The following is a 22,519-nucleotide window of genomic DNA, read 5'->3' as shown; positions in this document are numbered from 1 at the left end:
CCTTCTCGGCCCTGATCCCGTACGGGTCAGGCCCGGTTCACCCGGCCGGCCACGGCATGCGCCACCACCAGGTACACCACTGCGGGCAGACCGTAGTTGAGCACCGTGCGCCATTTGGCATTGCTCGGCGTGAACAGGTCCCTCGACCAGCCCGCCAGCCAGTCCGCCGAGTGGTGGACCCAGTTGACCAGGTCGTTCGCCCGGTTGGCGTCGAAGACGAAGAACAGGATCCACAACAACAGGATCAGTGCTGCGATGTCTGCGGCGACCAGGATGATCACCGCGGCGGGGTTGCCGCCATACCGTCTGGCCATGCCGTTCGCCTTGCCCCGAAAGCCCGGGCAAAACCCGCACGCGCGCGTGTACACCGGTTTCGGCCGGCGCGCCACCCGGCGGGGCAGGACGCACACCCGGCGTACCGGTCTCCGGACGCCGGAACGGCCGGTGCGCCCCCCCGCAACCGCGTGGGGGGCGCACCGGCCGTTCTTCGTTCCGTGTCTCCGGCTCGCCGGCCGCCGCGCGCGAGGCGACCGTATGACCGGTACGGCTCAGCCGCGCTGGATGCCGCTGCTGTCCTGGAGGACGCCGCGCCGCCCGTCCTGGGTCTGCGCGACCAGGGCCGCACCGCGCTGGTCCACCGCGAGGTACCAGGTGCCCGGGGTGAGCTCGGCGATCTGGCCGCCGGTGCCGTCCTCCGAGTACAACGGGCGCGGCACCGGAACCGCGAACCAGAAGGCGGAGAAGTCACCGGCCGGCTTCGCGGCGGCGGCGGTCGGCTGCGGGGCCGGGGCGCCGTACGGCGACTGCTGCTGCGCGGCGGGCTGGCCGTAGCCGCCCTCGACGGACTGGGCGCCGCCTGGGTAGCCGTAACCGGCCTGCGGCGGACCGGCCGCGTACGGCTGCGGGCCGCCGGCTACGTACGGCTGCGGCGCCGGGGTCGCCCCCATCAGCGGCGCCTTGAGCGCGGGCAGGCGGTTGTTGAGGACCGCCACCACGGCCAGCCCGATACCGAAGATGAACGTCAGCCAAGCCCCCGCGCCTTTGCTCACGCCATGATTGCTGCCCATCGCCGACGGGATGACCGTGGAGAAGATCGACCAGAAGGCCGCCCATCCGACGAACACGCCCAGCGCGGTGCCCCACTGGTCCAGGGTCAGCCCGATGACCTGGCGGCCCGGCTGCTGCCGCGCGAACACGAACAAGGCCGCGGTGGCGAGGGCGCCCAGGGTCACGGTCGGCAGCAGCGGGAACAGGGCCGGGCTCCACGAGCTGGCCGACTTGGAACCGTCGCCGAGGTCGAGGGAGAAGAACGGCAGGAACGAGGCGATCAGCAGCAGCACCGCTGCGCCGATCACCGCGCCGTCTCCTCGGGTCAGGGAGCGGATGTTCACGTCAGGTCCTGTCCTTACGTCATGAGTCGGTCGGTCGTACGGTCTTGCCGCTCAGCTCTTGCGCGCTGCGATGCGGTGGGGTCGGTCGGCACGGCGAGGCACAACGGGGTGCACCATCGTACGGGTGTGATCTTGGTGCGGCGGGCCGGGTCTGACCATTGGTGCGCGATCCATACCGGACTGCTACAGCCCTGTCACCTCTTCCCTTCCAGGAAGGCGGTGAGCCCGTCGGCGATCCCCTGGGCAGCGTGCTGCCGCCATGCCGCGTCCGTCAATGCCCTGGCATCGACGGAGTTGCGCATATTGCCGCATTCGATGAACACCTTCGGCACCTTCGACAGGTTGAGCCCGCCGAGGTCGTCGCGCACCGTCAGCCCCTTGCCGCCGGCCAGATACGTGGCGAACGGCTCCTTCGTCGCCGCCGCGAAGTGCGCCCGCAGCGTGGTGGCCAGCCGCAGCGACGGCGCGGCGATCGCGCGGGTGTCGGCGATGCCCGCGCGCAGCGACTTGGGAGCGATCACATGGAAGCCGCGGCCCGAGGCCGGCCCGCCGTCGGCGTGGATGGACAGCGCCGCGTCGGCGTGCGCCGCGTTGCCGATCCTGGCCCGCTCGTCCACGCACGGCCCGTACGGGAGGTTGCCGTCCTGCGTGAGCTTCACCGTGGCACCCCGCGCCTGGAGGATCGCCCGCACCCGGCGCGAGACGTCCAGGGTGTACGACGCCTCCGGGTAACCGGCGTTGGTCGCCGTGCCCGTGGTGTCGCACTCCTTGCGCCCGTTGCCCACGTCCACCAGGCGTGCGATCTGCGCGGTATGATGCGAGTTGCCCGGATTGTGGCCCGGGTCGATCACGATCACCCGGCCCGCCAGCGGCAGTTTGCCCGTCGTGTGCGGGGTGCCGTACGGCGTCGGTGCCGCCGGGTGCACGGCCGGCCCGGTGGCGTGCGCGGACCCGCCCAGGCTCATCGGCGTATTCGTTCCGGAGCCGGGAGTGCTCCCGTTCGCCCTCAGGGCCAGCCAGCCCGCCAGGCACGCAGCGACGGCCACGGCCGCCGCGATGATGAGGGGGCCGCGACGCCCGCCCCCGCCGGCCTCGTTGCTGAACACGTGAGCGACTCTATCGGGTCCCCGGAAGTGGGCCCGCCCGGCGGCGGGCCGGTTCGCCCGGAACAGCCCCCCGGGCGCGGGGCACCGCCTAAAGGTGACGGTTCGCCCGGAGTGGTCAGGGGCGCGGGGAACTGCGCGCTCAGCCCCATCCGTGGCGCGGGGTCGCCACCGGCCCGAAGGGGCAGTTGCTGCCGTCTCCGGACCACCGGCAGTGGGTGGTTGCTCGCGCTGGGGGCACCCCCGGACGAAGTCTGGGGGACCCCGCGCCCCTTTGGGGCGAACCGTACTCAGACTCGGCGAAGGACCCGCAAGGAGCCGGTCGCCGACTCCTCGGCGAAGACACCGGAGTCGAGGGCACGCCGATAGATGTGGAAGGGGGCCTGCCCACCGTCCGCGGGGTCGGGGAAAACGTCGTGGATGATGAGCAACCCACCCGCGGCGACCCGAGGGGCCCACCCCTCGTAATCCGCGTTGGCGTGCTCCTCGGTGTGGCCGCCGTCGATGAAGACCAGCCCGAGGGGCTGCCGCCACAGCCGGGCGACCTGGGGCGAGCGGCCGACGATCGCGATCACGTGCTCCTCGAGCCCGGCCGCGTACAGGGTGCGCCGGAACTCCGGCAGGGTGTCAATCCGCTCCGTGACCGGGTCGACGAGCGAGGCGTCGTGGTACTCCCATCCCGGTTGCTGTTCCTCGCTGCCGCGGTGGTGGTCGACGGTCACTGCCACCGTGCCGGCGTCGCGGGCCGCGTCCGCGAGCAGGATCGTGGACCGCCCGCAGTAGGTGCCCACCTCCAGCAGCGGCAGTCCCAGTTCCGCCGCGGCCTTCCCTGCCGCGGCGTACAGCGCGAGCCCCTCGTCCAGTGGCATGAACCCTTTGGCGGCCTCGAAGGCCGCGAGCACATCGGTCACGCGATCACATTATTGGGCGGCGGCAGGCGACGCGCCCCACTTGGGCAACCCCTTGCGATGCGCCCGGGGCTTCCCGCGCCGTGTGCTCCGGGCCGCCGCGGCGCGCGTACGGCGGCCCAGTGATCCCGGACCTCCGGGCGTAGGACGAAATCCCGATGACGCGGGGCCGGGGGTGTCCGCGAGGATGGGGACCATGACCGAACTCCTGGGACAACGGCAGCGGACCGGACGAGGCGGCGGGGGGACCGCCGCGCCGGCGTGGGCAGTACTGATGGCGGTGTGCGCCGGGCAGTTCCTGGTGGTGCTCGACGTGTCCGTGGTGAACGTGGCCCTGCCGTCGATGCGGACCAGCCTGGGCATGGGCGAGACCGGCCAGCAGTGGGTGGTCAACGCCTACGCCCTGACCTTCGCCGGATTCCTGCTGCTGGGCGGCCGGGCGGCCGACCTCTTCGGGCGCAAGCGCGTCTTCCTCACCGGGCTGAGCCTGTTCACCCTGGCGAGCCTGGCCGGCGGCCTGGCCCAGGACCCCTGGATGCTGATCACCGCCCGGGCGGTGCAGGGCCTCGGCTCCGCCGTGCTCGCGCCCACCACCCTGTCCATCCTGACCACGTCCTTCCCCGAGGGGCCCGAGCGGACCCGGGCGATCGGCACCTGGACCGCGGTCGGGGCCGGCGGCGGTGCGGCCGGCGCCCTGGTCGGCGGTGTGCTCACCGATTACCTGTCCTGGCGCTGGGTGCTGCTGGTCAACGTGCCGGTCGGCATGGTGGTGCTGGCCGGCGCCCTCTACAGCCTCACCGAGAGCCGCGGCGCGGCCGGACGGCGGCTCGACATACCCGGCGCGGTGCTGGTGACCGCTGGTGTGGCCGCCCTCGCGTACGGCATCTCGCAGTCCGAGTCGCACGGCTGGACCTCGGTGGACTCCCTGCTGCCGATCGTCGCCGGCCTGGTGCTGCTGGCCGTGCTCGCCGTCGTCGAGCAGCGCACCGCCCAGCCGCTCATACCCTTGCGGCTGTTCGGCGTGCGCTCGGTGTCCGCCGCGAACACCGTGCTGCTCGCCAGCGGTGCCGCCACCTTCGCCACCTGGTACTTCCTGTCCCTCTACATGCAAGGAGTGCTGCACTGGAGCCCGGTGAAGACCGGCGTGTCCTTCCTGCCGCACACCGTCGCCATCATCGCCGGCTCCAAGCTGGCGCCCCGTCTGATGGCCCGGATCGACCCCCGGTGGATCGGCGCGACCGGCGGCGCCCTCGCCGCGGGCGGCCTGGCCTGGCAGAGCACCCTGTCCGCGCACGGCAGCTTCGCCGGGACCATCCTCGGCCCGGGTCTCGTCACCATGTTCGGCGCCGGCCTGCTGATGACTCCCATCGCCGCGGCGGCCGTCTCGGGCGTCGGCCCCGGTGAACAGGGCCTGGTCTCCGGCCTGCTCAACACCTCCCGCCAGCTCGGCGGCGCCCTCGGCCTGACGATCCTGGCCACCACGGCCGCCGACCGCATCTCGGCCCGCACCGCCGCCGGTGCCTCCTACGACACCGCCCTCGCCTCGGGTTACGCCCGCGCGTTCCTCATCGGCGCCGCCATCATCGCCGCGGGCACCTGCCTGACCGCCTTCCTGCCCAAGCCGGGCGCACGCAAGGACGCTGCCTAGTCCTCGCGCAAAGGACCGTCCGGCCGCCGCGCCGGGCAGTCCGCCGCCTCCGCCGTATTCAGCAGATCGCGGCAGGGGCATTCGGGACATTGATTGTTCGCTCTTGTCCCGACATGCTGTCCGTAAAAGCACTGCTGCACCAGGCGTAATCTGGTCCGAGTCCTTGCCGCGCTCGGAGAGTTGGTCACCGTGGTTCAGTACCTCGTCGGCTCACGCGCGAGCATGCTTGCCAAAGCGCAGGTACGGGAGTACCTGCGCCCCCTGCGCGAGCAGTTTCCGGCGGTCACCTTCACGCACCGGGTCATTCTGGAAGGCGGCGACAAAGACCGTAGGTCGCTTGTCTCCGATGTGTCGGCGGTCAGTGGCGGATCGGCATTCAGCAGCGAACAGGAAGCGGCCTTGGCGCGCGGGGACGTCGATGTGGTCGTCCATTCCCTCAAAGACCTGCCTACGTCGAACCCGCCCGGCTTGATGCTGCTGCCTCCGCCGGGGCGGGAGGAGGTGTCCGATGCGTTGTGCGGTTCGACTCTCGCCGGATTGCGGAAAGGGGCGAGGGTCGGCACGGGTGCCCCTCGCCGCGCGGCGCAACTCCTCGCTGTTCGTCCTGACCTCCAGGTAGTTCCCATTCGCGGCAATGTTCCGCCCCGCCTGAAGAAGATCGAGACGGAGGGGCTGGACGCGGTGGTCGTGGCGGTGGCAGGGCTTCGCCGGCTCGGCCTTGAGCATGCCATCGGTGAGGTGCTGCCACTTGAACTTTTTCCGCCGAGCCCGGGGCAGGGCGCTTTGGGGATTCAGGTCCGCGAGGACAAGGCGGCCGTCCGTGAAATACTTTCCACCGTGGGCGACGCGGCCGTTGACGCTCAGGTCAGGGCCGAGCGCGCGTTCCTCGCCGAACTGCACGGAGGGTGCAGCGTGCCGGTCGGCGCTTACGCCCAGCTACGGGCGGATGGCAAGTTGCGTCTGTTCGGGCAAGTAACTTCACTGGACGGCGCCGAGCGGGTTTCGGGTTCCCGGACAGGTCCTGCGGATGAATCCGAAAAGCTCGGCGCCGAATTGGCTGCCGATCTCATTGACCAAGGTGCCAACTCGATCCTCGACGAGGCGCGAGCGGCTACGGCGATCAGCTGAGTTGTCGAGCGATGTCCAGCGCGGCATACGTGACGCTCGCTGCCGCCCCTGCCCGCTTGAGCATGGTGAACAATTCCACCAGTCGCCGCACATCGCGTCGCCCGGTCTCGGCGTCCAGGCGGCTGAGAGTCGTGTACTCGCCGGACACGGAGAACGGGAAGAGCGGGGCGCGCGTCAACCCCCTTAATTTCGTGAGTACGTCCCCGGTGAACAAGGCCGGCTCCAAAAGCAGCATGTCGGCGCCGTTTGCTTCCATGCGCAGTGCGGCGTCTACGAACTGGTCGGCCTGGACCGGGTTGATCTGGAATTCTCGGTCGGCTCCCGGTTTGAGGGTGGCTCCCATCGTGAGCCGGAACCCGTCATAAAGCGAACTCCGGAAAATCACATGAGGCATGACGGACACCCCTTCGTGCCCGGATTCGTCCAGCGCACGACGAACGGCCCCGGTGACCTCAAGCACCATCGATGCGGGACCTACGATGTCCGCTCCTGCTTCGGCGTGGATGACGGCCTGCCGTGCGGTGACGTCCGCCGTCGCCGGGATGTCCGGTCTTCCGTGCCGGTCGGTGAGGTAGCAGACGCCATCCGACGTATAGCTGCACAGACACGCCTCGGTCATGACCGCGGCCTCGGGAACTGCTTCCTTGGCAGCCCGAACCGCTCGGACCATCAGCGAATCGGTGGCGAGAGCCTTTTCCCCGGTGCTGTCCCGCTCAGTCGATTCGGCGAAGAGTTTCACCGACCTGATCCCGAACTCGGCACATTTGCGCATGATGGCCGGGATTTTCGACACGGTCGTGGTGGGCATTTCCCGCTCCGCGGACTCTGCGGTGACGAGCAGCACCATCGACAGGTCGGCAGGCGTGAGCGCTCGTGACTCCAGCAGGTTTCGGACGGCCGGTCGATTGCGTAGCGGGCTCGCCCCCTTGGCGGTCGCCGCGCTGTCTGCCGCGACAGTCATGTCTCCCCCTTGAGCATTGGAAAGTGTGCGACATCATGGGCCCCAAGCGGTCGAGAACACCGCCGCCCGCCCGAGGCCGCTTGTGTGGGTGTTCTTCTAGCGGCTTGTGGTGGGGTTCCAGGGGTCGTGGAGCTGCCAGGTGTGGCCGCCGGGGTGGCCCTCGTATTCGCAGCAGTGGCCGTGTTCGGGGTGGGTGGCGGGGCAGTCGGGGAGGACCAGGAGGCTGTCGGGGGTGCCGTCGTGGGGCCATCGGGTCCATACGGCGCTGTTGTCGGCGACGGCGTTGACCATGGCGTAGTGGTGGCCGGTGGTGTGGTGTTGCAGGGTGCAGCGCAGGTCCCGGATGTCGGCGGGCACGCCGTGCGGGTCTCCCGCCCACGCGAGGGCGGTACGGGCGAGGGGGTCGGGCAGCACGGTCAGGGTCGAGCAGATCGGTGCACGGCTGGGGGCGATGGCGGTGGTGGGCATAGCGCTGTCCTGTCGGTGAAGTGGCTGGGTTTCGAGGGTTGGCCGACTGCCGGTAGGGCGTGCACGGCCGAAGGTTCTGAGTGGTGCGGGGTGGGTGGTGCCGGTCCCGTCACGCGGGACGGGGAAGCCGGCCCCGGGCACGGGGGTGGGGAATCCGGGGCGCTGTCGCCCGCCAAGGTCACTCGCGTTGCGCCTGGCGGCTGGCAGCCGTGGGCCGGAGCGGCGGTCAGGGGAGGCGGCGGTGCCGCCCGGTGGGTGGCCGGTGGCTGTGGTGGCTGGGTGTTCCGGCCAGGTCCGGGCCTCGCATGTCACCGGCTCCGGTGTCCTTGACTATGTGGGTGTCGATGATCCGGTCGGCGAGTATCCGGACGCAGGCGGTGCAGGCGAACACGTCCGCGGTGACGTTCAGGGTGGTGGCCGAGCCGATCCGCAGGACCCGGGCCGGCTCCCGCCCGCACCACAGCCAGCACTGGCCGGTGGTCCACGAATTCGCGTCGTCCGCCCGGGCCGTGGGCGGTGGGCGGTCGGGCGAGAGGGGCGGCCGCATCGGGCCCGTCCTCGGTGGTCCGAGCCGGCCGACGCTCATGGGCTCATCACCACCCCGGGGCTCGTCGGGGCGTGACGAGTGGCGGGCTCTAAGCTGCGCTGCCCTGCGGGTGCCTCCTGCGTGCGGCGAGGCGCCAGGCGTGCCCAGACGAGCTTGCCCGGTGCGGGCGAGGGATGGGTGTAGCCCCATGCCTCGCTGAGGGCCTGCACCACCGTCAGCCCGCGGCCGTGCTCGGCGTCGGGTGAATCGGGCCGGGGAAGGGGCACGCGCACGTCCCAGTCGTGGACCGCAACCGTCAGCCCGTTCCCGGTCAGCCAGAGAAGCAGGCTGCACCGGGCGTCCTCGTAGGCGCCGACGACCTCGCGCTCCGGAACGGCGTGCTCAACGGCGTTCGACAACAGCTCGGACACGACCACGACCGCATCGTCCGCGGCGGCCTCTGCCACGCCCCACCGGCCCAGTACGTCCCTGGCATGAGCCCGACCCCACCGGATCGCGCTCGGCGACGACGCCAGGTCCAAGCGGCTGTGCAATGGCTGTTGGATGCCGGTCACGGTCACACCTCCTGAAGGCACTCACTGACTACGCGACATTCCCTGGCACTGCTTTGCGCCGGGGAGTGACGCGGTAGTTAAGAGGTTCTCGGTATGGCGCGTGATGGAAAAGGTTTCTAGGGGGTTTCTCTTCCCGGCCAAAGGCCGTTGTGCCTGGTGACTGGGTAGGCTCATAACAACGGTCAGGAAGGCAGGACCACAGCATGGCTGAGTCGCCATTAACGCATCCGCTGGCCTACCTACGGCACACCCACGGCTGGGGCGTTGCCGAGTTCGCGCGTCTTATGCAGGACCACGGGGCCAGGCTCGGGGTGCCGCTCGCGACCAATCGCACGACAGTTTGGAAGTGGGAACACGGTCAAACCCCTGATCGCGATGCGCAGTACGTGCTGGCTGACCTGCTGGGAGTCCCTGCCACTGATGCGGCCCCGGATCTGTGGCCGGCCTGGTTGCCGGTCTGGGAAGTGGCCGCGCTCAACGCTCCCTGGACGCTGCCGGGTACCGTGGCAGCAGTCGAAGATTTGGTCAGGAGCGCGCGAATGGACCGCAGAGGATTCCTCACGATCACCGGCGTCTCACTCACTGCCCTGGCTATGAGCTGGGCAGCAGCACCGTCCGCCTTCGCCGCAGCCGCAGGCGGAGACCGTGTCACCGACAACATGCTCGCCGACCTCGAACTGCGGGTCGGGACTCTGCGCAGCCTTGACGACCAGATGGGCGGGGCACGTCTGCTCGAGCAGGCCCATGGTGATCTGGCACTCATCACCTCGTTGATCAGGCATGCCCGGTACACCGACGCGGTAGGAGCGCGGCTGCACTCACTTGCCGCGCAGGTCGCGTACCTGACGGGCTGGATGGCCTACGACTCCGGGCTGCACAGCGCCGGCCAGCAGTATTACGTGGCCGCGCTGCGGGCCTCCCGGACCGCGGGGGACGGCGACTTGGGCGCGTTCCTGCTCGCCGAAATGGGCGTCCACGCCTCCGACGGCGGATACAACCGGGAGCGGGCAAGCCTGCTGCGTACGGCGCTGGACCAAACACCCGGAACCGTGCCTTTGGTGACCCGCGCATACCTTTACCTGCACCTTGCCGCCGCCCTCGCCCAGCAGCAGGAGCACCGGGAAGCCGCGAGCGCGCTCCACCGCTCGGTGACCCTTTGGGACCGGACGAACGACGAGCGGGGCCAGTGGCTGAAGTGGTTCGGCGAATCGCAGATCAACTCCACCAAGGGCAAGGTCCTGCTGTGGGCCGGGCGGTCCGAGGAGGCGACTGACTTCCTGGCCGCCTCCGTGAGCACCGCCGTCCCCCGCGACCAGGCGGTGAGGGCCGGACGACTTGCCGAAGCGCATCTGGCGGGCGGTGACCTGGACGGTGCCCTCGTTGCCGCCAACCACGGCATCGCCCTTCTCGAACAGCGCGTCGCATCCAACCGGGCAGTCCAGCGGCTGCACGCGTTCTCGGGCAAGCTCGACCGCTACGGCAAGGAGCCCGCGGTCCGCGAGTTCCGGGACCGGCTCAAGGCACTCCCCGAACTCGCCGCGGCCTGACGAACAACCAGTGGCCGACGAGCCAGGGCTCAGCCTGGAACTCCGGGAAGCAAGGACCGTCCGGCCGCCGCGCCGGGCGGTCCGCCGCCCCGACGCCCGCGGCCCCCGGGTCGCCGCCCGGGTGGTCGTTCAGATCGCGAGGACGAGGCGGCCCTGCGCCGTGTGGTTCTCCAGCCGTTCGTGGGCGGTCGCCGCCTGCGCCAGGGGCAGGATCTCGATCTCGGTGTCGGCGAGCCCGGCGGCGACCGCCTTCAGCGCGGCCTCGGCCGCGGGCCCGAAGGCCTCGGGGTGGGCCGGGAAATAGGCGCCGGAGTTGAAGCCGGTGACGGTGATGTTGCCCTGCCAGATCCGGTTGCCGTCGAGGCGGTGCTCCCAGTCGCCGCTGGCGTTGCCGACCAGCAGCAGCCGGCCGGACGGCGCGAGCAGGTCCAGGCTCTGCGTGCGCACCTCGCCGCCCACGGGGTCGACGATGACGTCGAACGTCTCGCCGGCCAGGGCCTCGGGCAGCCGGGTGGAGTCCACGACCGCGTCGTACGGCAGCCTGGTGGCGGCGGCCGCGGCGGTCCGCGCGGAGCGGACGGTGCCCACCACCCGTGACGCGCCGAGCTGCCGTGCGATGCCGGGGAAGGCGGCCGCGAGTGCGCCCAGCGCGCCGTGGACCAGGACCTTCTCGCCCGCGGCCAGGCTGACGGCGCGGGTGAGCGCGACATGGGCCATGAGCGCGTTGGGGACGACGGCGACGGCGAGGGCGGGATCGATGTCGTAGCCCTCCATCGACACGACCCGTTCCTGGCCGGCGATGTAGACCGACGCGTACGCGCCCGTCCCGTTGACGGAGAGTGCCACCACCCTCTCCCCGACGGCGAAGCCGGTGACGCCCTCGCCGAGCGCGCGCACGGTGCCCGTGACTTCGAGACCGGGGACGTACGGCGGCTGTGGCAGCCCCGCGCGGTCCTTGTACAGACCCTGCCGGATGTAGACGTCGATGAGCCCGACGGCCGCGTGGGTGACGTCGATCGCGATCCGGCCGGGGCCCGGCACCGGGTCCGGCAGCTCGACGGGGGTGAGGACCTGCGGTTCGCCGAACCGGCTGACCTGTACGGCCTTCATGGTGGTTCCCTTCGGATGTGGATAACGCACGTCGTGATGCGTTAATTCTGACCGTAGCACGCGAGAAGGGATAGCGCATCCCGGGGTGCGTTATCTTGGAGCCATGCATCAAAGAGCCCGGTCGGTCGAGGACAAGGCACGTCGCGCGGAAGCCCTGCTGGAAGCGGCGGAGGCGCTGGCGCTCGAGCTCGGCGGCGTCCGGTACGTCACGCTGGCGCCGGTCACCGAGCGGGCCGGCCTGCACCGCACGGGCGTGCGGCGGTACTACGCCAGCAAGGAGGAACTGCTGCTGGAACTCGCCGAGCGGGGATGGGGCCAATGGCGTGACGCGATCAAGGCCGGGACCGAGGGCCGCACCGGGCTCGGGGCGACGCGGACCGCGGCGGTGATCAGCACGAGCCTGGCGGCGCTACCGGTGTTCTGCGATCTGCTGACCCACGTCCCGCTGAGCCTCGAGGGCGACGTCGACATCGAACGGGCCCGCCGCTACAAGGCCAACGCCTTCGCCGCCCACGACGAGATCGTGACCGCACTCGACCGCGCCAGCGACATGACCGCCGAGCAGATCGAGAGCCTGCTGGCGGTGGCGGTCGTCCTGGCCGCCGGCCTGTGGCAGGTGTCCCACCCCACCCCCACCCTCGCGAGCCTGTACGAGCAGGTGCCGCGCTGGGGCCACGTCGCGCTCGACTTCGCCCCGCGGCTGGAGCGGCTGCTCGCGGCCACCGCGATCGGACTCACCGCCACGGCCTCGGGGGACGCGGACTAGGGCGGGGCCTACAGCCAGCCGTTGCGGCGGGCGGCGCGGACCGCTTCCATCCGGTTGCGGGTGCCCGTCTTGCCGATCGCGGCCGACAGGTAGTTGCGGACCGTGGACTCGGACAGGAGGACGCGGGACGCGATGTCGGCCACGGTGGCGCCGTCGGCCGCCGCGTTGAGCACGTCCTGCTCGCGCCGGGTGAGCGGGCTCGGGCCCGCGCTCAAGGCCGCCGCGGCCAGCGCCGGATCGATCACCCGCTCGCCGCGCAGCACCCGCCGTATCGCGCCGGCCAGTTCCTCCACCGGCCCGTCCTTGACCAGGAAGCCCGCCGCGCCCGCCTCCATCGCCCGGCGCAGATAGCCGGGCCGGCCGAAGGTGGTGAGGATGAGCACCTGGCACGAGGGCAGCTCCTCGCGCAGTTCCGCCGCCGCGTCCAGCCCGCTGCGGCCGGGCAGTTCGATGTCCAGCAGCGCCACGTCGGGCCGCACCGCCAGCGCCTCCGCCACGATCCGGTCGCCCGCCGCCACCTGCGCGACGACCTCGATGTCGTCCTCCAGGTCAAGCAGCAGCGCCAGCGCCCCGCGCATCATCCCCTGGTCCTCGGCGAGCAGCACCTTTGTCTTTGCTGCGGACGGCATCCGTTCTGCGGGCGGCTCGTGGCCCGGGCGCTCACCCATGGGGCAAGGGTAGGGCGGGAGCAACGGGGGGCGCGGGTTCGCGTCGGGTACGCGGCCGGCACCGCTCCTCCCCCGGGAGTCTTCGGCCTCGGCATGCCCCAGCCGCGGGGGTACTGACGGGCGAGCCCCGGCTACCGCTCCTCCACCGGAAGGACCGCGGTGAGGCGGAACCCGCCGCCCGGGGCCGGGGCGGCGTCGAGGGAGCCGCCGGCCGCGGCGAGGCGTTCGGTGAGGCCGCGCAGGCCCGTGCCCGTACCGGTACGGGGGCGGACGGCGGTGGCGAGCCCGGTTCCGACGCCGGTTCCGGCTGGGGCGGCGGGCCCGCGGCCGTTGTCGGTGACGGTCAGCCGGGCCCGGCCGGCCTCGGTGCGCAACTCGATCCGGGCACGCGTCGCGCCGCTGTGCCGTACGACGTTGGTGACGCCCTCCCGGACCACCCAGCCGAGCAGCGCCTCGGTCTGCGGCGGCAGCGGCGGGCCGGACTCCTGCACGGTCAGCTCGATGTCGGAGGCCGCCAGCGCGGAACGGGCCCGGTCCAGTTCGGTGGCCAGGCTCCCCTCGCGGTAGCCGGTCACCGCCTCGCGGATCTCGGTGAGCGCCTGCCGGCCCACCGCCTCGATGTCGGCGACCTGGCACAGCGCCGCGTCCAGGTCGCGCGGGGCGAGCCGGCGGGCGGCCTCCGACTTGACCACCACCACGGACAGGGTGTGGCCGAGCAGATCGTGCAGGTCGCGGGAGAACCTCAGCCGCTCCTGCGCCACCGCCGCCCGCGCCAGCTCCTGCCGGGTGGCCTTGAGCTGGGCCACCGCGTGGAAAAGGGTGATGATCACCGAGACCACCAGCCCGGACAAGAACGTGCCGTAGGCCAGGCTCGCGGTGGACCAGAAGCCCTCGTGGTGCAGGCTCGCGACCGTACCCGCGGTGGCGCTCAGCGGCGCCAGCATCAGGCCCAGCCGGCGGCGGCTGTCCGCGACGCTGCCCACGCCGAGCGAGACCAGCACGAACAGCAGCAGGAAGTTGCCGCCGTACGCGATCGCCAGGGTCAGCGCGGTGACCGCCAGTCCGGCCAGCAGCCGCACCGGCACCCGGGTGTCCCGCCACCGCTCGGCGAACGCCGCACGGCACATCGCCACGTACAGCACGCACACCGCCAGCAGCCCGGCCGCGGCCGGCCACGGATGGGCGACCTCGCCCTGCGCGATGTCGGTGGCCGGGCCGATCACCATCAGCAGCCACGGGATCAGCGCGCCGCTGTCCGGCCCCTTCAGGTGCTCGATCTCCCGGTCGAAGTCCGCCGCGCCCCGCCGCCACCGCGACGTGCGGCACCGCTCGTCCTCCGGTTCCCTCGCGGGCCCGTTTCCTCCGTCGCCTTCGGCAGCCCGCAGCAGACTCGCGAACCCGACCCGTACCGCCCTGCCGTCCGCCCTTGTACGTGTCCCCTGGCGTGCCCTCGCCTCGCTCATCACGGCCCCCGTCACCGTTCGTGCCTATGGGCCGCACGTTACGGGTCTGCCGCCGTCCGCAGCCAGAGACGACTGTCCCCGGGCGGCCAGGACATTTGTCACGGGCCGCCCGGGGACGGAAGGGTCGTGCGGGGTGCGGGCGACCGGTCAGTCGTCCGCGGGGCGCCGGTGGCGGCCGTGCGGCTGACCCGCCTCGGGCTCCTCCGGCGAGGCCGGGCCGCGGTGACGGCCGGCCGCGTCGTCGGTCATGTGCTCGTTCTCATGTGCGTCGGACATACGTTCTGCTATCCCCCTGGAATCACGTACGGCCCCGCGCCGGAGCCGGGGCAAGATCGTGGGTGAGTCTATCGACGTACGTATGACGCCTCCCTCCGGGTACGGCGGCTCCGGGGCCACCTCGGCACTTGCGTTCGCCTGCTCCGGTTCGCCCGGAGTACTCCAGTTCCACCTGTCCGGGAGGGGCTCGCCGGGAGTGCCCGGGCCCCGCTTGGCGGTGGTCGGGTTCGCCGGGAGTGCCCCGGGTTGCGGCTGCGCCGCGGGGCTCGCCGGGAACGCCCAGGGGCGCGAGGCTGTGGTCGATATGCGGCTGGCGCCGCGTGGGCGCGACCCGCCCCATTCCGGGGCGCGGGTCGCCACCGGCCCAATGGGGTTGTTGCTGTCGTGTCCGGACCACCGGCCGTCCGTGGTTGCTCGCGCAGTTCCCCGCGCCCCTTTGGGGCGCTCCCGGCGAACCCGCACTCCGCAGGGGCCCGGTTCGCCCGGGGGTTCTCCAGGGCCCGCCTGGCGGCGGGCGGTTCGCCTGTAGTGCCCCGCAGGGGCGCGGGGCTGTAGTTGATATGCGGCTGGCGCCGCGTGGGCGTGACAAGCCGACCACTGGGCCGCGGGTCGCCACCGCCCCAAGGGGCAACCGCTGCCGTATCCGGACCACCGGCCGCGTAGCGACTACGCCCTCGCGTCCCCGCGAGGCAAAGGCGCGTCCTGGAGGGGGAGGACCTCCGCCGTGCGGGTCACGGGAGTGACGGGAGCGCGCACCGCAGTGGATTGCGGCGCCCCCGCGGGGGCTGGCGGGCACACAGAAGGCGCATCGTAGGAGGCGAGGGCGAGGGAACCGTCGGGCAGGGAAAAGGGGAGCCGAAGCGGGGTGTCGGGGAGCCAGAGGGCGGTGGGGCCGAGCCAGCCGGCGGGGGCGGGGCGCCAGTTCGGGCGGCCGGCGCCCGGGCGCCAGAGGGCGAGGGATTCCGCGCCGCCAGGGGCCCCCGCGCGCAGGGCGACGAGGGCGAGGCCGTGTCCGGGGGACGCGGCGACCGGGGTGAGCAGGAGGCCGTCCGGGCGGAGGCTGTCGGGGAAGCGGACGGGTGCGCCGCTGCCGAGCACTCCCCAGCCGAGCCGGGAGGTCCCGGTCGCGTCGCTGCGCAGCACCAGGAGTCCGCTGTCCGGCTCGGCCAGCAGCAGGCGGTCGTCGCTGTCCTCGGTGATCCGCAGCAGGTCGGTCACCTCGCCGGTGTGCAGGTCCACGGCAACCGTCTTCGTACGGCCGTCGCGCTCGCGGTCCACCGCCAGGAACCGGCCGGTACGGTCCAGCCATACCCCGCCGGTACAGCGGCCGGCCACGGCGGCGACCCGGACCGGCCCGCCGGGGCCGTGCACCTGCCGGATCTCGGTGCCGCCGGCCGGCCCGGGCACCAGCGCGAAGGCGGAACCGGCGGCGGGGGACGGCGGCAGCAGCCGTACATCCGTACCGGGCAGCGAGCACACCGGCACCTCGGCGGTGCCCGGGCCGGCCGGATGGAGCAGCACCACGTCGTGCCGGTCGGCCAAGCGTCGCATCAGCAGCACCCGGCCGTCGGACAGCGGCAGCACCTTCGCGCTCACCTCTTCCGGTTGCGCCCCCGGCAGCGGCACGGCGTACGGCTCCGGCCCGCTCAGCGTCCACCGCTCGGCGAACCACCGCCCGCCGGACCCGGACGCCTCGGCCAGGCAGGCCGCGTAGGAGCCGTCGGCGGCGACGGCGAAGCCCGTACGGCACACCGCCCGCCCGTGAAGCTCCCCCTGCGCCGGCCCGGCGAACAGCACCCGGGCGCTGTGCGTGTCCCGCAGCGGCCCGGGCCAGTCGCCGGCCCCGCCGCTTCCCGTGGTGTGCCGGGCCGGGGCCCGTTCGGCGGTCACGGTCATCGATGGGTCACCTCCGCCGCAGACGCTAGGTTTCGCACGTCCGGACGATCAACGCGAGTGGGGACGGTTCACGCATAAGGGTGAGAGGTGCGGCGATTCGCCCGCGCCGCCCCCACGGGTGTGCTCCGCTGCCCCGGCGCCCCGCGGGCTCCGCACACCGCACCGCGAGCCGGGTAATCTTCCTTCCGTGCCTACCGTGTCCGACGTCATCGCCGCCCTCGACGCCCTCTGGCCCCCGGAGCTGGCCGAGCCGTGGGACGCCGTGGGCCTGGTGTGCGGCGACCCGGACGCCGAGGTCACGCGCGTGCTGTTCGCCGTCGACCCGGTGCCGGAGGTCGCCGACGAGGCGATCCGGCTCGGCGCCGACCTGCTGGTCACCCACCACCCCCTCTACCTGCGCGGTACGACCACGGTGGCGCCGCTCGGCGCGGCCGGCTTCAAGGGCCGCGTCGTGCACACCCTGATCCGCGGCGGCGTCGCCCTGCTGGTGGCGCACACCAACGCCGACCGCGCCGACCCCGGCGTCTCCGACGCCCTCGCCGCCGCCGTGGACCTGCGGGTCACCGGCCCGCTGGTGCCCGACCCGACCGACCCCGAGGGCCGCCGGGGCCTGGGCCGGCTGTGCGAGCTGGAGGCGCCGCTGCCGCTGCGGGAGTTCGCCGCCCGCGCCGCGCACGGCCTGCCCCGTACCGCGGGCGGTCTGCGGGTGGCCGGCGACCCCGACACCCCGGTCCGTACGGTCGCGGTCTGCGGCGGGTCCGGCGACAGCCTGTTCGCCGAGGTGCGAGCGGCCGGCGTCGACGTCTTCCTCACCGCCGACCTGCGGCACCACCCGGCCTCCGAGGCCCGCCAGGCCGGAGCGCCCGCGCTGGTGGACGCCGCGCACTGGGCCACCGAATGGCCTTGGTGCGAGCAGGCCGCGGGCCAGCTCGACGAGATCTCCGACCGGCACGGCTGGGCGCTGCGCACCCACGTCTCGCACACCGTCACCGATCCGTGGACCGCCCACGCGCCCTCCACGACGCCCACGTCTCCCGTCCCTTCAGCCAGCTCAGGAGCCCCCCGCTGAACGCCGCGCCCGCCGACCAGATCCGACTCCTCGACGTCCAGGCCCTCGACTTGCGCATCGCGCAGCTCGACCACCGGCGCGCCCACCTGCCCGAGCACGCCGAGCTGGAACGCCTCGGCGCCGACCTCGCCCAGCTCCGCGACCTGCTGGTCGCCGCCCGGACCGAGGACGGCGACACCGCCCGCGACCAGACCAAGGCCGAGCAGGACGTGGAGCAGGTGCGCAAGCGCGCCGCCCGCGACCAGCAGCGGCTGGACTCCGGCCAGGTCACCTCCCCGCGCGACCTGGAGAACCTCCAGCACGAGATCGCCTCGCTGGCCCGCCGCCAGTCCGACCTGGAGGACGTGGTCCTGGAGGTCATGGAGCGGCGCGAGGCCGCCCAGCAGCGCGCCGCCGAACTCGCCGAGCGCGTCGCCTCGCTGGAGGCCAAGGTCACCGAGGCCGAGCAGCGCAAGGCCACCGCCCTCCAGGAGATCGACGCGGAGGGCTTCGCCGTCGCCAAGGAGCGCGAGACGCTGGCCGAGGGCCTGCCCGGCGACCTGCTCAAGCTCTACGAGCGGCTGCGCGCCCAGCAGGGCGGCGTCGGCGCGGCCCGGCTCTTCCAGAAGCGCTGCGAGGGGTGCCGGCTGGAGCTGAACATCACCGGGCTCAACGAGGTACGGGCGGCGCCGGCCGACGCGGTCGTACGCTGCGAGAACTGCGGCCGGATCCTGGTGCGCACCGCCGAGTCCGGGCTGTGACCTCCCCGGCGACGCCCCCGCCGGCCGCCCCGGCGGCCTCGGGGACGACCCGGCTGGTGCTGCTCCGGCACGGCGAGACCGAACTGACCGCGCAGAAGCGGTTCTCGGGCAGCGGCGGGCCCGACCCCGCGCTGTCCGAGAAGGGCCGGTGGCAGGCCGAACGCGCCGCCGACGCACTGGCGGCGCGCGCGGTGCCCGTGCACGCCGTCGTCACCTCGCCGCTCGCCCGCTGCCGGCAGACCGCCCAGGTGGCGGCCGACCGGTTCGGACTGGTCCCCGAGGTCGAGGAGGACCTGCGCGAGACGGACTTCGGCGCCTGGGAGGGGCTGACCTTCGCCGAGGCCCGCGACCGCGACCCGGCCGCGCTCGACGCCTGGCTGGACTCCTCCGACGTGCCCCCGCCGGGCGGCGAGAGCTTCGCCGACGTCACCCGCCGGGTCAGCGGCGCCCAGGACCGGCTCCGTACCCGCTTCGCCGGGCACACCGTCCTGGTCGTCTCCCACGTCACCCCCATCAAGACCCTGCTCCGGCTCGCCCTCGCCGCCCCGCCCGACGCCCTCTTCCGGATGGACCTCGCCCCGGCCTCTCTTTCGGCGGTCAGCCTGTACGACGACGAGAACGCGGGGGTCGCCTACCTCAACGACACGGGGCACCTGCGGTGAGCTCGGCCGGGTGAGGCTGTGCTTTTTCTGTGCGGCGCATGGGGGCGGGTTGGGCTCGAGGAGGTTCCGCTCCTCCCCCTGCGGCCGGTGGCGTCCTTCCGGGCGGGCCGGCGGTCGGCCGTAAAGGATTCAGGTCGGGCGGGGTGCCCTTCGTCCGTTCAGAGACCGTGCTTCCAGGACAGTTGGCGGTCGGCGGTAAAGGATTCAGGTGGGGGCTTTCCCGGCTGGACCAGGGCGGCCGCCTCCGCGGCCAGCGCGGTGATACGGGGCCAGTCATGGGTGCGGAGGGCGGCGGGCGGGATCATCCAGGTGCCGCCGACACAGGGGACGTTGGGCAGGGCGAGGTAGTCCTTGGCGAGGGCGGCGGTGACGCCGCCGGTGGGGCAGAAGCGGACCCGGGGCAGGGGAGAGGCGAGCGCGGCGAGGTAGCGGGCGCCGCCGGCCGCCTCGGCCGGGAAGAACTTCATGTCGGTGACGCCGTGTTCGAGCAGTGCGAGCACTTCGGAGGCGGTGGCGACGCCCGGCAGGAACGGCAGCCCCGAGCCGCGCATCGCGTCCAGCAGCGACCCGGTCGAGCCGGGGGAGACCAGGAACCGGGCCCCGGCCGCGCCCGCGGCGGCGACCTGGTCGGGCGTCAGCACCGTACCCGCCCCGACGACCGCCTCGGGCACCTCGTGGGCCACCGCCTGGATCGCGGCCAGCGCGGCCGGTGTGCGCAGCGTGATCTCGACCGCCCGCAGCCCGCCCGCCACCAGCGCCCGCGCCAGCGGCACCGCGTCGTCCGCGTCCTCCAGGACGACCACGGGCAGGACAGGGGCGAGGCCGAGGACCGACGTCATGCGGCTCATCCTGACGGCTGACCGCACGGCCTGCAACGGACGTTGCGCATGGTGCAATACGCCCGGGTGGGTCCGGCCGTTCCGGCGGGCGTCACACCTTCCGGGGATTGTCGTCCCGCCACGCCGCGGATAGCGTAGGCGGCGGTGATGAGCGTCAGCGCCGCGTCACGGCTGGCTGACCGGCAACCCTCCGCCGCGGTGGGGTGCTCCAGGTGACGACCCGACGGGACACGGACGTCCCGTGAGCGCGGAGCCCCGACGGGGCATGGACAGGCGGGGGGACGGGGACATGCACGCACGACGCGCGAGCGCCGCCTCGTACCCGCGCGGCTCCTTCTCCTTTCTGCTGCGGGTGCTCCGCCGCCACGTCGATCTCCAGCGCGTGAACAGCGCGCTGTGTCCGGGAATAGCCCCGGCCCGCTGACCGCCCGACGGTCCCGCGCGGCGCCCCGCTTCCCGGCTTTCCGCACATCCCCGGTCACCGCCAGGCCGTCGCCGTACCCGACGCCAGGGCCGCCGCCGGACGCTGCTGTTGCCGCCGGCCGCGGGCCCCGCCGTGCCCACCCGTCCACCGGTCCGGTCCTCCCAGCCCTCGCCAGTGCCGCGCCAATGACTCGACGGCCCTCGCTCCGCGCTCCGCCGCGGACCCGACGAGACGGGAAGCACCCGCCATGAAGCAGCAGGAGACGTCCCCCGCCGACCCCCCGACGACCGGCTCGCCCCCCGCACCGCCCGGCACTTCGCCGGGCGATGCCCCATCCGGCCCCGCCACCGACCTCACGGCGATACCCGTACGAGGCGACGTACCGACCGAGGACCCGCCGCCCAACGCCTCTGATTCTGCGGTCACTTCGCCCGCGCGGCCCCTCTTCGAGCGCCCCTCCGACGCCGGGCTGCTCGCCGCCCGCCCGGTGCCGCGCCGCCGCCCCGGCCGGTGGATCTCCGCCGCGGCCCTGCTGGTGCTGGGCGCGATGCTGGTCAACACCCTGGTGACCAACAAGCGGTTCGAGTGGGGCACGGTCGGCGACTACCTGCTGCGCGGCCCGATCCTGCACGGCCTCGAACTCACCCTGTGGCTGACGGCCGCCGTCATGGCCACCGGTTACGTGCTCGGCATCGGCCTCGCCGCCATGCGCCTGTCCGGCAACCCCGTCCTGCGCGCCCTGAGCTTCGGCTACGTGTGGCTGGTCCGCTCGATACCGCCGCTGGTCCAGCTCCTGTTCTGGTACGAACTCGCGTCGCTCTACCCGCGGTTGTCGTTCGGTATCCCCTTCGGGCCCGAGTTCGTCACCTGGCGGACCGCCCACCTGTTCAGCGGGGTGCTGGCCGCCTACGTCGCGCTCAGCATCGACGTGGCCGCCTTCTCCGCCGAGATCGTGCGCGGCGGCATCCTGTCCGTCGACCCCGGCCAGACCCAGGCCGCCCAGGCCCTCGGCCTGTCCGGGGGCAGGATCTTCCGCCGGATCGTGCTGCCGCAGGCCATGCCCGCGATCGTCCCCGCCTCCGGCAACCTGCTGATCGGCATGCTCAAGGCGACCTCGATCGTCAGCGTCATCGCGGTCCAGGACCTGCTGTACTCCGCCCAGCTGATCTACAACCAGAACTTCCGGATCATGCCGCTGCTGCTGGTCGCCACCCTCTGGTACATCGCGCTGACCACACTGTTGTCGATCGGGCAGTACTACGTCGAGCGGTACTTCGCCCGCGGCACCGGGCGGCGCGGCCGGGGCGAGGGGCCGCGCCGCCGCGAGCCGCGGGGCTTCCGGGCGGTGGTCCGGGCGAACCTGCCGCTGTTCGGACCCGCGGGCGCGCGAGGAGCCGGGTCTTCCGTGGGCGCCCGCAGTGCCGGTCCGGCCGTTACGGAGCTCCCGGTGGGACTGTCATGACCGGGGCCGACGTGCCGGGAACCTCCGCCGCCGCGGACCGGGGGCCGCTGGTCCGGGTGCGCGGGCTGCGCAAGAGCTACGGCCAGCACACCGTCCTGGACGGCATCGACCTCGACGTGCCCGAGGGCGGGGTGACCGTACTCCTCGGCCCCTCCGGCTCGGGCAAGTCCACCCTGCTGCGCTGCGTCAACCATCTGGAGCGGCCCGACGCCGGCTTCGTGGAGGTCGGCGGCGAGATCGTCGGCCACCGCCACGAGGGCGGCCGGCTGCACGAACTGCGCCCCCGGGCCGTCACCCGGCAGCGGGCCCGGATCGGCATGGTCTTCCAGCAGTTCAACCTCTTCCCGCACCTGACCGTGCTGGACAACATCACCGAGGCACCGGTCGCCGTGCGCGGCATCCCGCGCAAGCAGGCCGCCGCCACCGCCCTCGACCTGCTGCGCCGGGTCGGACTGGAGGGCCGCGCGGCCGCCTATCCGCGGCAGTTGTCCGGCGGCCAGCAGCAGCGGGTCGCCATCGCCCGCGCCCTGGCGATGGAGCCGCAGCTGATGCTGTTCGACGAGCCCACCAGCGCCCTGGACCCCGAACTCGTCGGCGAGGTGCTGGCGGTCGTCAGGGACCTCGCCGTCAGCGGGATGACGATGATCGTGGTCACCCACGAGATCGGCTTCGCCCGCGAGGTCGCCGACACCGTGGTCTTCCTCGACGGCGGCCGGATCGTCGAGTCCGGCCCGCCCGGCACCGTCCTCACCGCTCCTCGTCACGAACGCGCCCGGGCCTTCCTGTCCGCGGTCCTGTGACCCGCCCTTTTCCCAGCCCTTTTCCCGGCCTTTTTCCCTGGCCTTTCGCGTCCCTTCCACTGCCCGGCACCCACCTGGAAAGGCATGCC

24 protein-coding genes and 1 riboswitch are annotated in these 22,519 nt (G+C 72.7%); of the genes, 10 read left to right on the top strand and 14 right to left on the bottom strand.

All coding sequences use genetic code 11. The features are described 5' to 3' along the window. Positions 1-26 precede the first annotated feature (26 nt). The 4 genes from ITX44_RS26720 to ITX44_RS26705 all read right to left on the bottom strand — a co-directional run bounded on the left by ITX44_RS26720 (position 27) and on the right by ITX44_RS26705 (position 3,363). Complete coding sequence (locus tag ITX44_RS26720; protein WP_205359937.1) at positions 27-314, bottom strand: hypothetical protein; 288 nt, start codon at positions 312-314, stop codon at positions 27-29. Positions 315-548: 234 nt separating this feature from the next. Next, on the bottom strand, positions 549-1,391 hold the full coding sequence (locus tag ITX44_RS26715) for a hypothetical protein (RefSeq protein WP_205359936.1): 843 nt from the start codon (positions 1,389-1,391) through the stop codon (positions 549-551). Between the two features lie 194 nt (positions 1,392-1,585). After that, a complete protein-coding gene (locus tag ITX44_RS26710) occupies positions 1,586-2,497 on the bottom strand; it encodes an N-acetylmuramoyl-L-alanine amidase (protein ID WP_307795498.1) in 912 nt (303 codons plus the stop codon). Positions 2,498-2,784: 287 nt separating this feature from the next. Continuing rightward, positions 2,785-3,363, bottom strand: coding sequence for a class I SAM-dependent methyltransferase (locus ITX44_RS26705; protein WP_205359964.1), 579 nt, complete (start codon positions 3,361-3,363; stop codon positions 2,785-2,787). A gap of 235 nt (positions 3,364-3,598) precedes the next feature. Between ITX44_RS26705 and ITX44_RS26700 the strand changes: the two genes are divergently transcribed. Then, on the top strand, positions 3,599-5,050 hold the full coding sequence (locus tag ITX44_RS26700) for an MFS transporter (RefSeq protein ID WP_205359935.1): 1,452 nt from the start codon (positions 3,599-3,601) through the stop codon (positions 5,048-5,050). Positions 5,051-5,239: 189 nt separating this feature from the next. Then, the gene (gene hemC, locus ITX44_RS26695; protein WP_205359934.1) at positions 5,240-6,178 is read left to right on the top strand and encodes a hydroxymethylbilane synthase; all 939 of its coding nucleotides are present in this window, start codon (positions 5,240-5,242) and stop codon (positions 6,176-6,178) included. Here the strand turns inward: hemC and ITX44_RS26690 are convergent. From ITX44_RS26690 to ITX44_RS26675, 4 genes are all read right to left on the bottom strand, one after another. After that, complete coding sequence (locus ITX44_RS26690; RefSeq protein ID WP_205359933.1) at positions 6,171-7,139, bottom strand: porphobilinogen synthase; 969 nt, start codon at positions 7,137-7,139, stop codon at positions 6,171-6,173. The two genes, hemC and ITX44_RS26690, sit on opposite strands and share 8 nt — an antisense overlap. A 96-nt stretch (positions 7,140-7,235) precedes the next feature. Then, positions 7,236-7,607 (bottom strand): hypothetical protein, encoded by a 372-nt coding sequence (locus tag ITX44_RS26685; RefSeq protein ID WP_205359932.1) that lies wholly within the window; start codon positions 7,605-7,607, stop codon positions 7,236-7,238. 226 nt (positions 7,608-7,833) lie between these two features. After that, the gene (locus ITX44_RS26680; protein ID WP_205359931.1) at positions 7,834-8,154 is read right to left on the bottom strand and encodes a hypothetical protein; all 321 of its coding nucleotides are present in this window, start codon (positions 8,152-8,154) and stop codon (positions 7,834-7,836) included. A gap of 35 nt (positions 8,155-8,189) precedes the next feature. Further along, positions 8,190-8,708 carry an ATP-binding protein gene (locus ITX44_RS26675; protein ID WP_205359930.1) on the bottom strand — a complete coding sequence of 173 codons (519 nt, stop codon included), beginning with the start codon at positions 8,706-8,708 and terminating at the stop codon, positions 8,190-8,192. A 203-nt stretch (positions 8,709-8,911) separates the two neighbouring features. Here ITX44_RS26675 and ITX44_RS26670 point away from each other — a divergent pair, with 203 nt between their 5' ends. Further along, positions 8,912-10,255, top strand: coding sequence for an NsdA family TPR-like regulatory protein (locus ITX44_RS26670; RefSeq protein WP_205359929.1), 1,344 nt, complete (start codon positions 8,912-8,914; stop codon positions 10,253-10,255). Positions 10,256-10,384: 129 nt separating this feature from the next. Here ITX44_RS26670 and ITX44_RS26665 read toward each other — a convergent pair whose 3' ends face one another. Further along, complete coding sequence (locus ITX44_RS26665; RefSeq protein WP_205359928.1) at positions 10,385-11,365, bottom strand: quinone oxidoreductase family protein; 981 nt, start codon at positions 11,363-11,365, stop codon at positions 10,385-10,387. Positions 11,366-11,468: 103 nt separating this feature from the next. Between ITX44_RS26665 and ITX44_RS26660 the strand changes: the two genes are divergently transcribed. Continuing rightward, positions 11,469-12,131 carry a TetR family transcriptional regulator gene (locus ITX44_RS26660; protein ID WP_205359927.1) on the top strand — a complete coding sequence of 221 codons (663 nt, stop codon included), beginning with the start codon at positions 11,469-11,471 and terminating at the stop codon, positions 12,129-12,131. Positions 12,132-12,139: 8 nt separating this feature from the next. On the opposite strand, the gene ITX44_RS26655 is transcribed toward ITX44_RS26660, so the two are convergent. From ITX44_RS26655 to ITX44_RS26645, 4 genes are all read right to left on the bottom strand, one after another. After that, a complete protein-coding gene (locus ITX44_RS26655) occupies positions 12,140-12,799 on the bottom strand; it encodes a response regulator transcription factor (protein WP_205359926.1) in 660 nt (219 codons plus the stop codon). 131 nt (positions 12,800-12,930) lie between these two features. Continuing rightward, positions 12,931-14,262, bottom strand: coding sequence for a sensor histidine kinase (locus ITX44_RS26650; RefSeq protein WP_205359925.1), 1,332 nt, complete (start codon positions 14,260-14,262; stop codon positions 12,931-12,933). Positions 14,263-14,409: 147 nt separating this feature from the next. Continuing rightward, positions 14,410-14,538, bottom strand: a complete 129-nt coding sequence (locus ITX44_RS42310; protein WP_265934300.1) for a hypothetical protein — start codon at positions 14,536-14,538, stop codon at positions 14,410-14,412. A gap of 666 nt (positions 14,539-15,204) precedes the next feature. Beyond that, complete coding sequence (locus tag ITX44_RS26645; protein WP_236061648.1) at positions 15,205-16,434, bottom strand: hypothetical protein; 1,230 nt, start codon at positions 16,432-16,434, stop codon at positions 15,205-15,207. A 187-nt stretch (positions 16,435-16,621) separates the two neighbouring features. On the opposite strand from ITX44_RS26645, the gene ITX44_RS26640 reads away from it, so the two are divergent. The 3 genes from ITX44_RS26640 to ITX44_RS26630 are packed head-to-tail and all read left to right on the top strand — an operon-like array spanning position 16,622 to position 18,905. Next, positions 16,622-17,503 (top strand): Nif3-like dinuclear metal center hexameric protein, encoded by an 882-nt coding sequence (locus tag ITX44_RS26640; RefSeq protein WP_205359924.1) that lies wholly within the window; start codon positions 16,622-16,624, stop codon positions 17,501-17,503. After that, positions 17,500-18,243: a zinc ribbon domain-containing protein gene (locus tag ITX44_RS26635; RefSeq protein ID WP_205359962.1), complete on the top strand. Its 744-nt coding sequence runs from the start codon at positions 17,500-17,502 to the stop codon at positions 18,241-18,243. The genes ITX44_RS26640 and ITX44_RS26635 overlap by 4 nt, the downstream gene beginning before the upstream one ends. Then, the gene (locus ITX44_RS26630) at positions 18,240-18,905 is read left to right on the top strand and encodes a histidine phosphatase family protein (RefSeq protein WP_205359968.1); all 666 of its coding nucleotides are present in this window, start codon (positions 18,240-18,242) and stop codon (positions 18,903-18,905) included. Before ITX44_RS26635 ends, ITX44_RS26630 begins: the two co-directional genes overlap by 4 nt. Positions 18,906-19,063: 158 nt before the next feature. On the opposite strand, the gene eda is transcribed toward ITX44_RS26630, so the two are convergent. Further along, complete coding sequence (eda, locus tag ITX44_RS26625) at positions 19,064-19,744, bottom strand: bifunctional 4-hydroxy-2-oxoglutarate aldolase/2-dehydro-3-deoxy-phosphogluconate aldolase (protein ID WP_205359923.1); 681 nt, start codon at positions 19,742-19,744, stop codon at positions 19,064-19,066. Between the two features lie 143 nt (positions 19,745-19,887). Beyond that, positions 19,888-19,998: riboswitch (SAM riboswitch) on the top strand. Positions 19,999-20,033: 35 nt separating this feature from the next. Here eda and ITX44_RS42305 point away from each other — a divergent pair. The 3 genes from ITX44_RS42305 (at position 20,034) to ITX44_RS26615 (ending at position 22,430) form a co-directional block, all read left to right on the top strand. Beyond that, positions 20,034-20,168, top strand: a complete 135-nt coding sequence (locus tag ITX44_RS42305; RefSeq protein WP_265934299.1) for a putative leader peptide — start codon at positions 20,034-20,036, stop codon at positions 20,166-20,168. A 247-nt stretch (positions 20,169-20,415) separates the two neighbouring features. Then, complete coding sequence (locus ITX44_RS26620; RefSeq protein WP_205359922.1) at positions 20,416-21,630, top strand: ABC transporter permease subunit; 1,215 nt, start codon at positions 20,416-20,418, stop codon at positions 21,628-21,630. Then, complete coding sequence (locus tag ITX44_RS26615; protein WP_307795496.1) at positions 21,627-22,430, top strand: amino acid ABC transporter ATP-binding protein; 804 nt, start codon at positions 21,627-21,629, stop codon at positions 22,428-22,430. The genes ITX44_RS26620 and ITX44_RS26615 overlap by 4 nt, the downstream gene beginning before the upstream one ends. Positions 22,431-22,519 lie beyond the last annotated feature (89 nt).

This window comes from Actinacidiphila acididurans (genome assembly GCF_016918855.1).
Taxonomy (GTDB): Bacteria; Actinomycetota; Actinomycetes; order Streptomycetales; family Streptomycetaceae; genus Actinacidiphila; species Actinacidiphila acididurans.
This window is presented reverse-complemented; position numbering and strand designations above follow the sequence as displayed.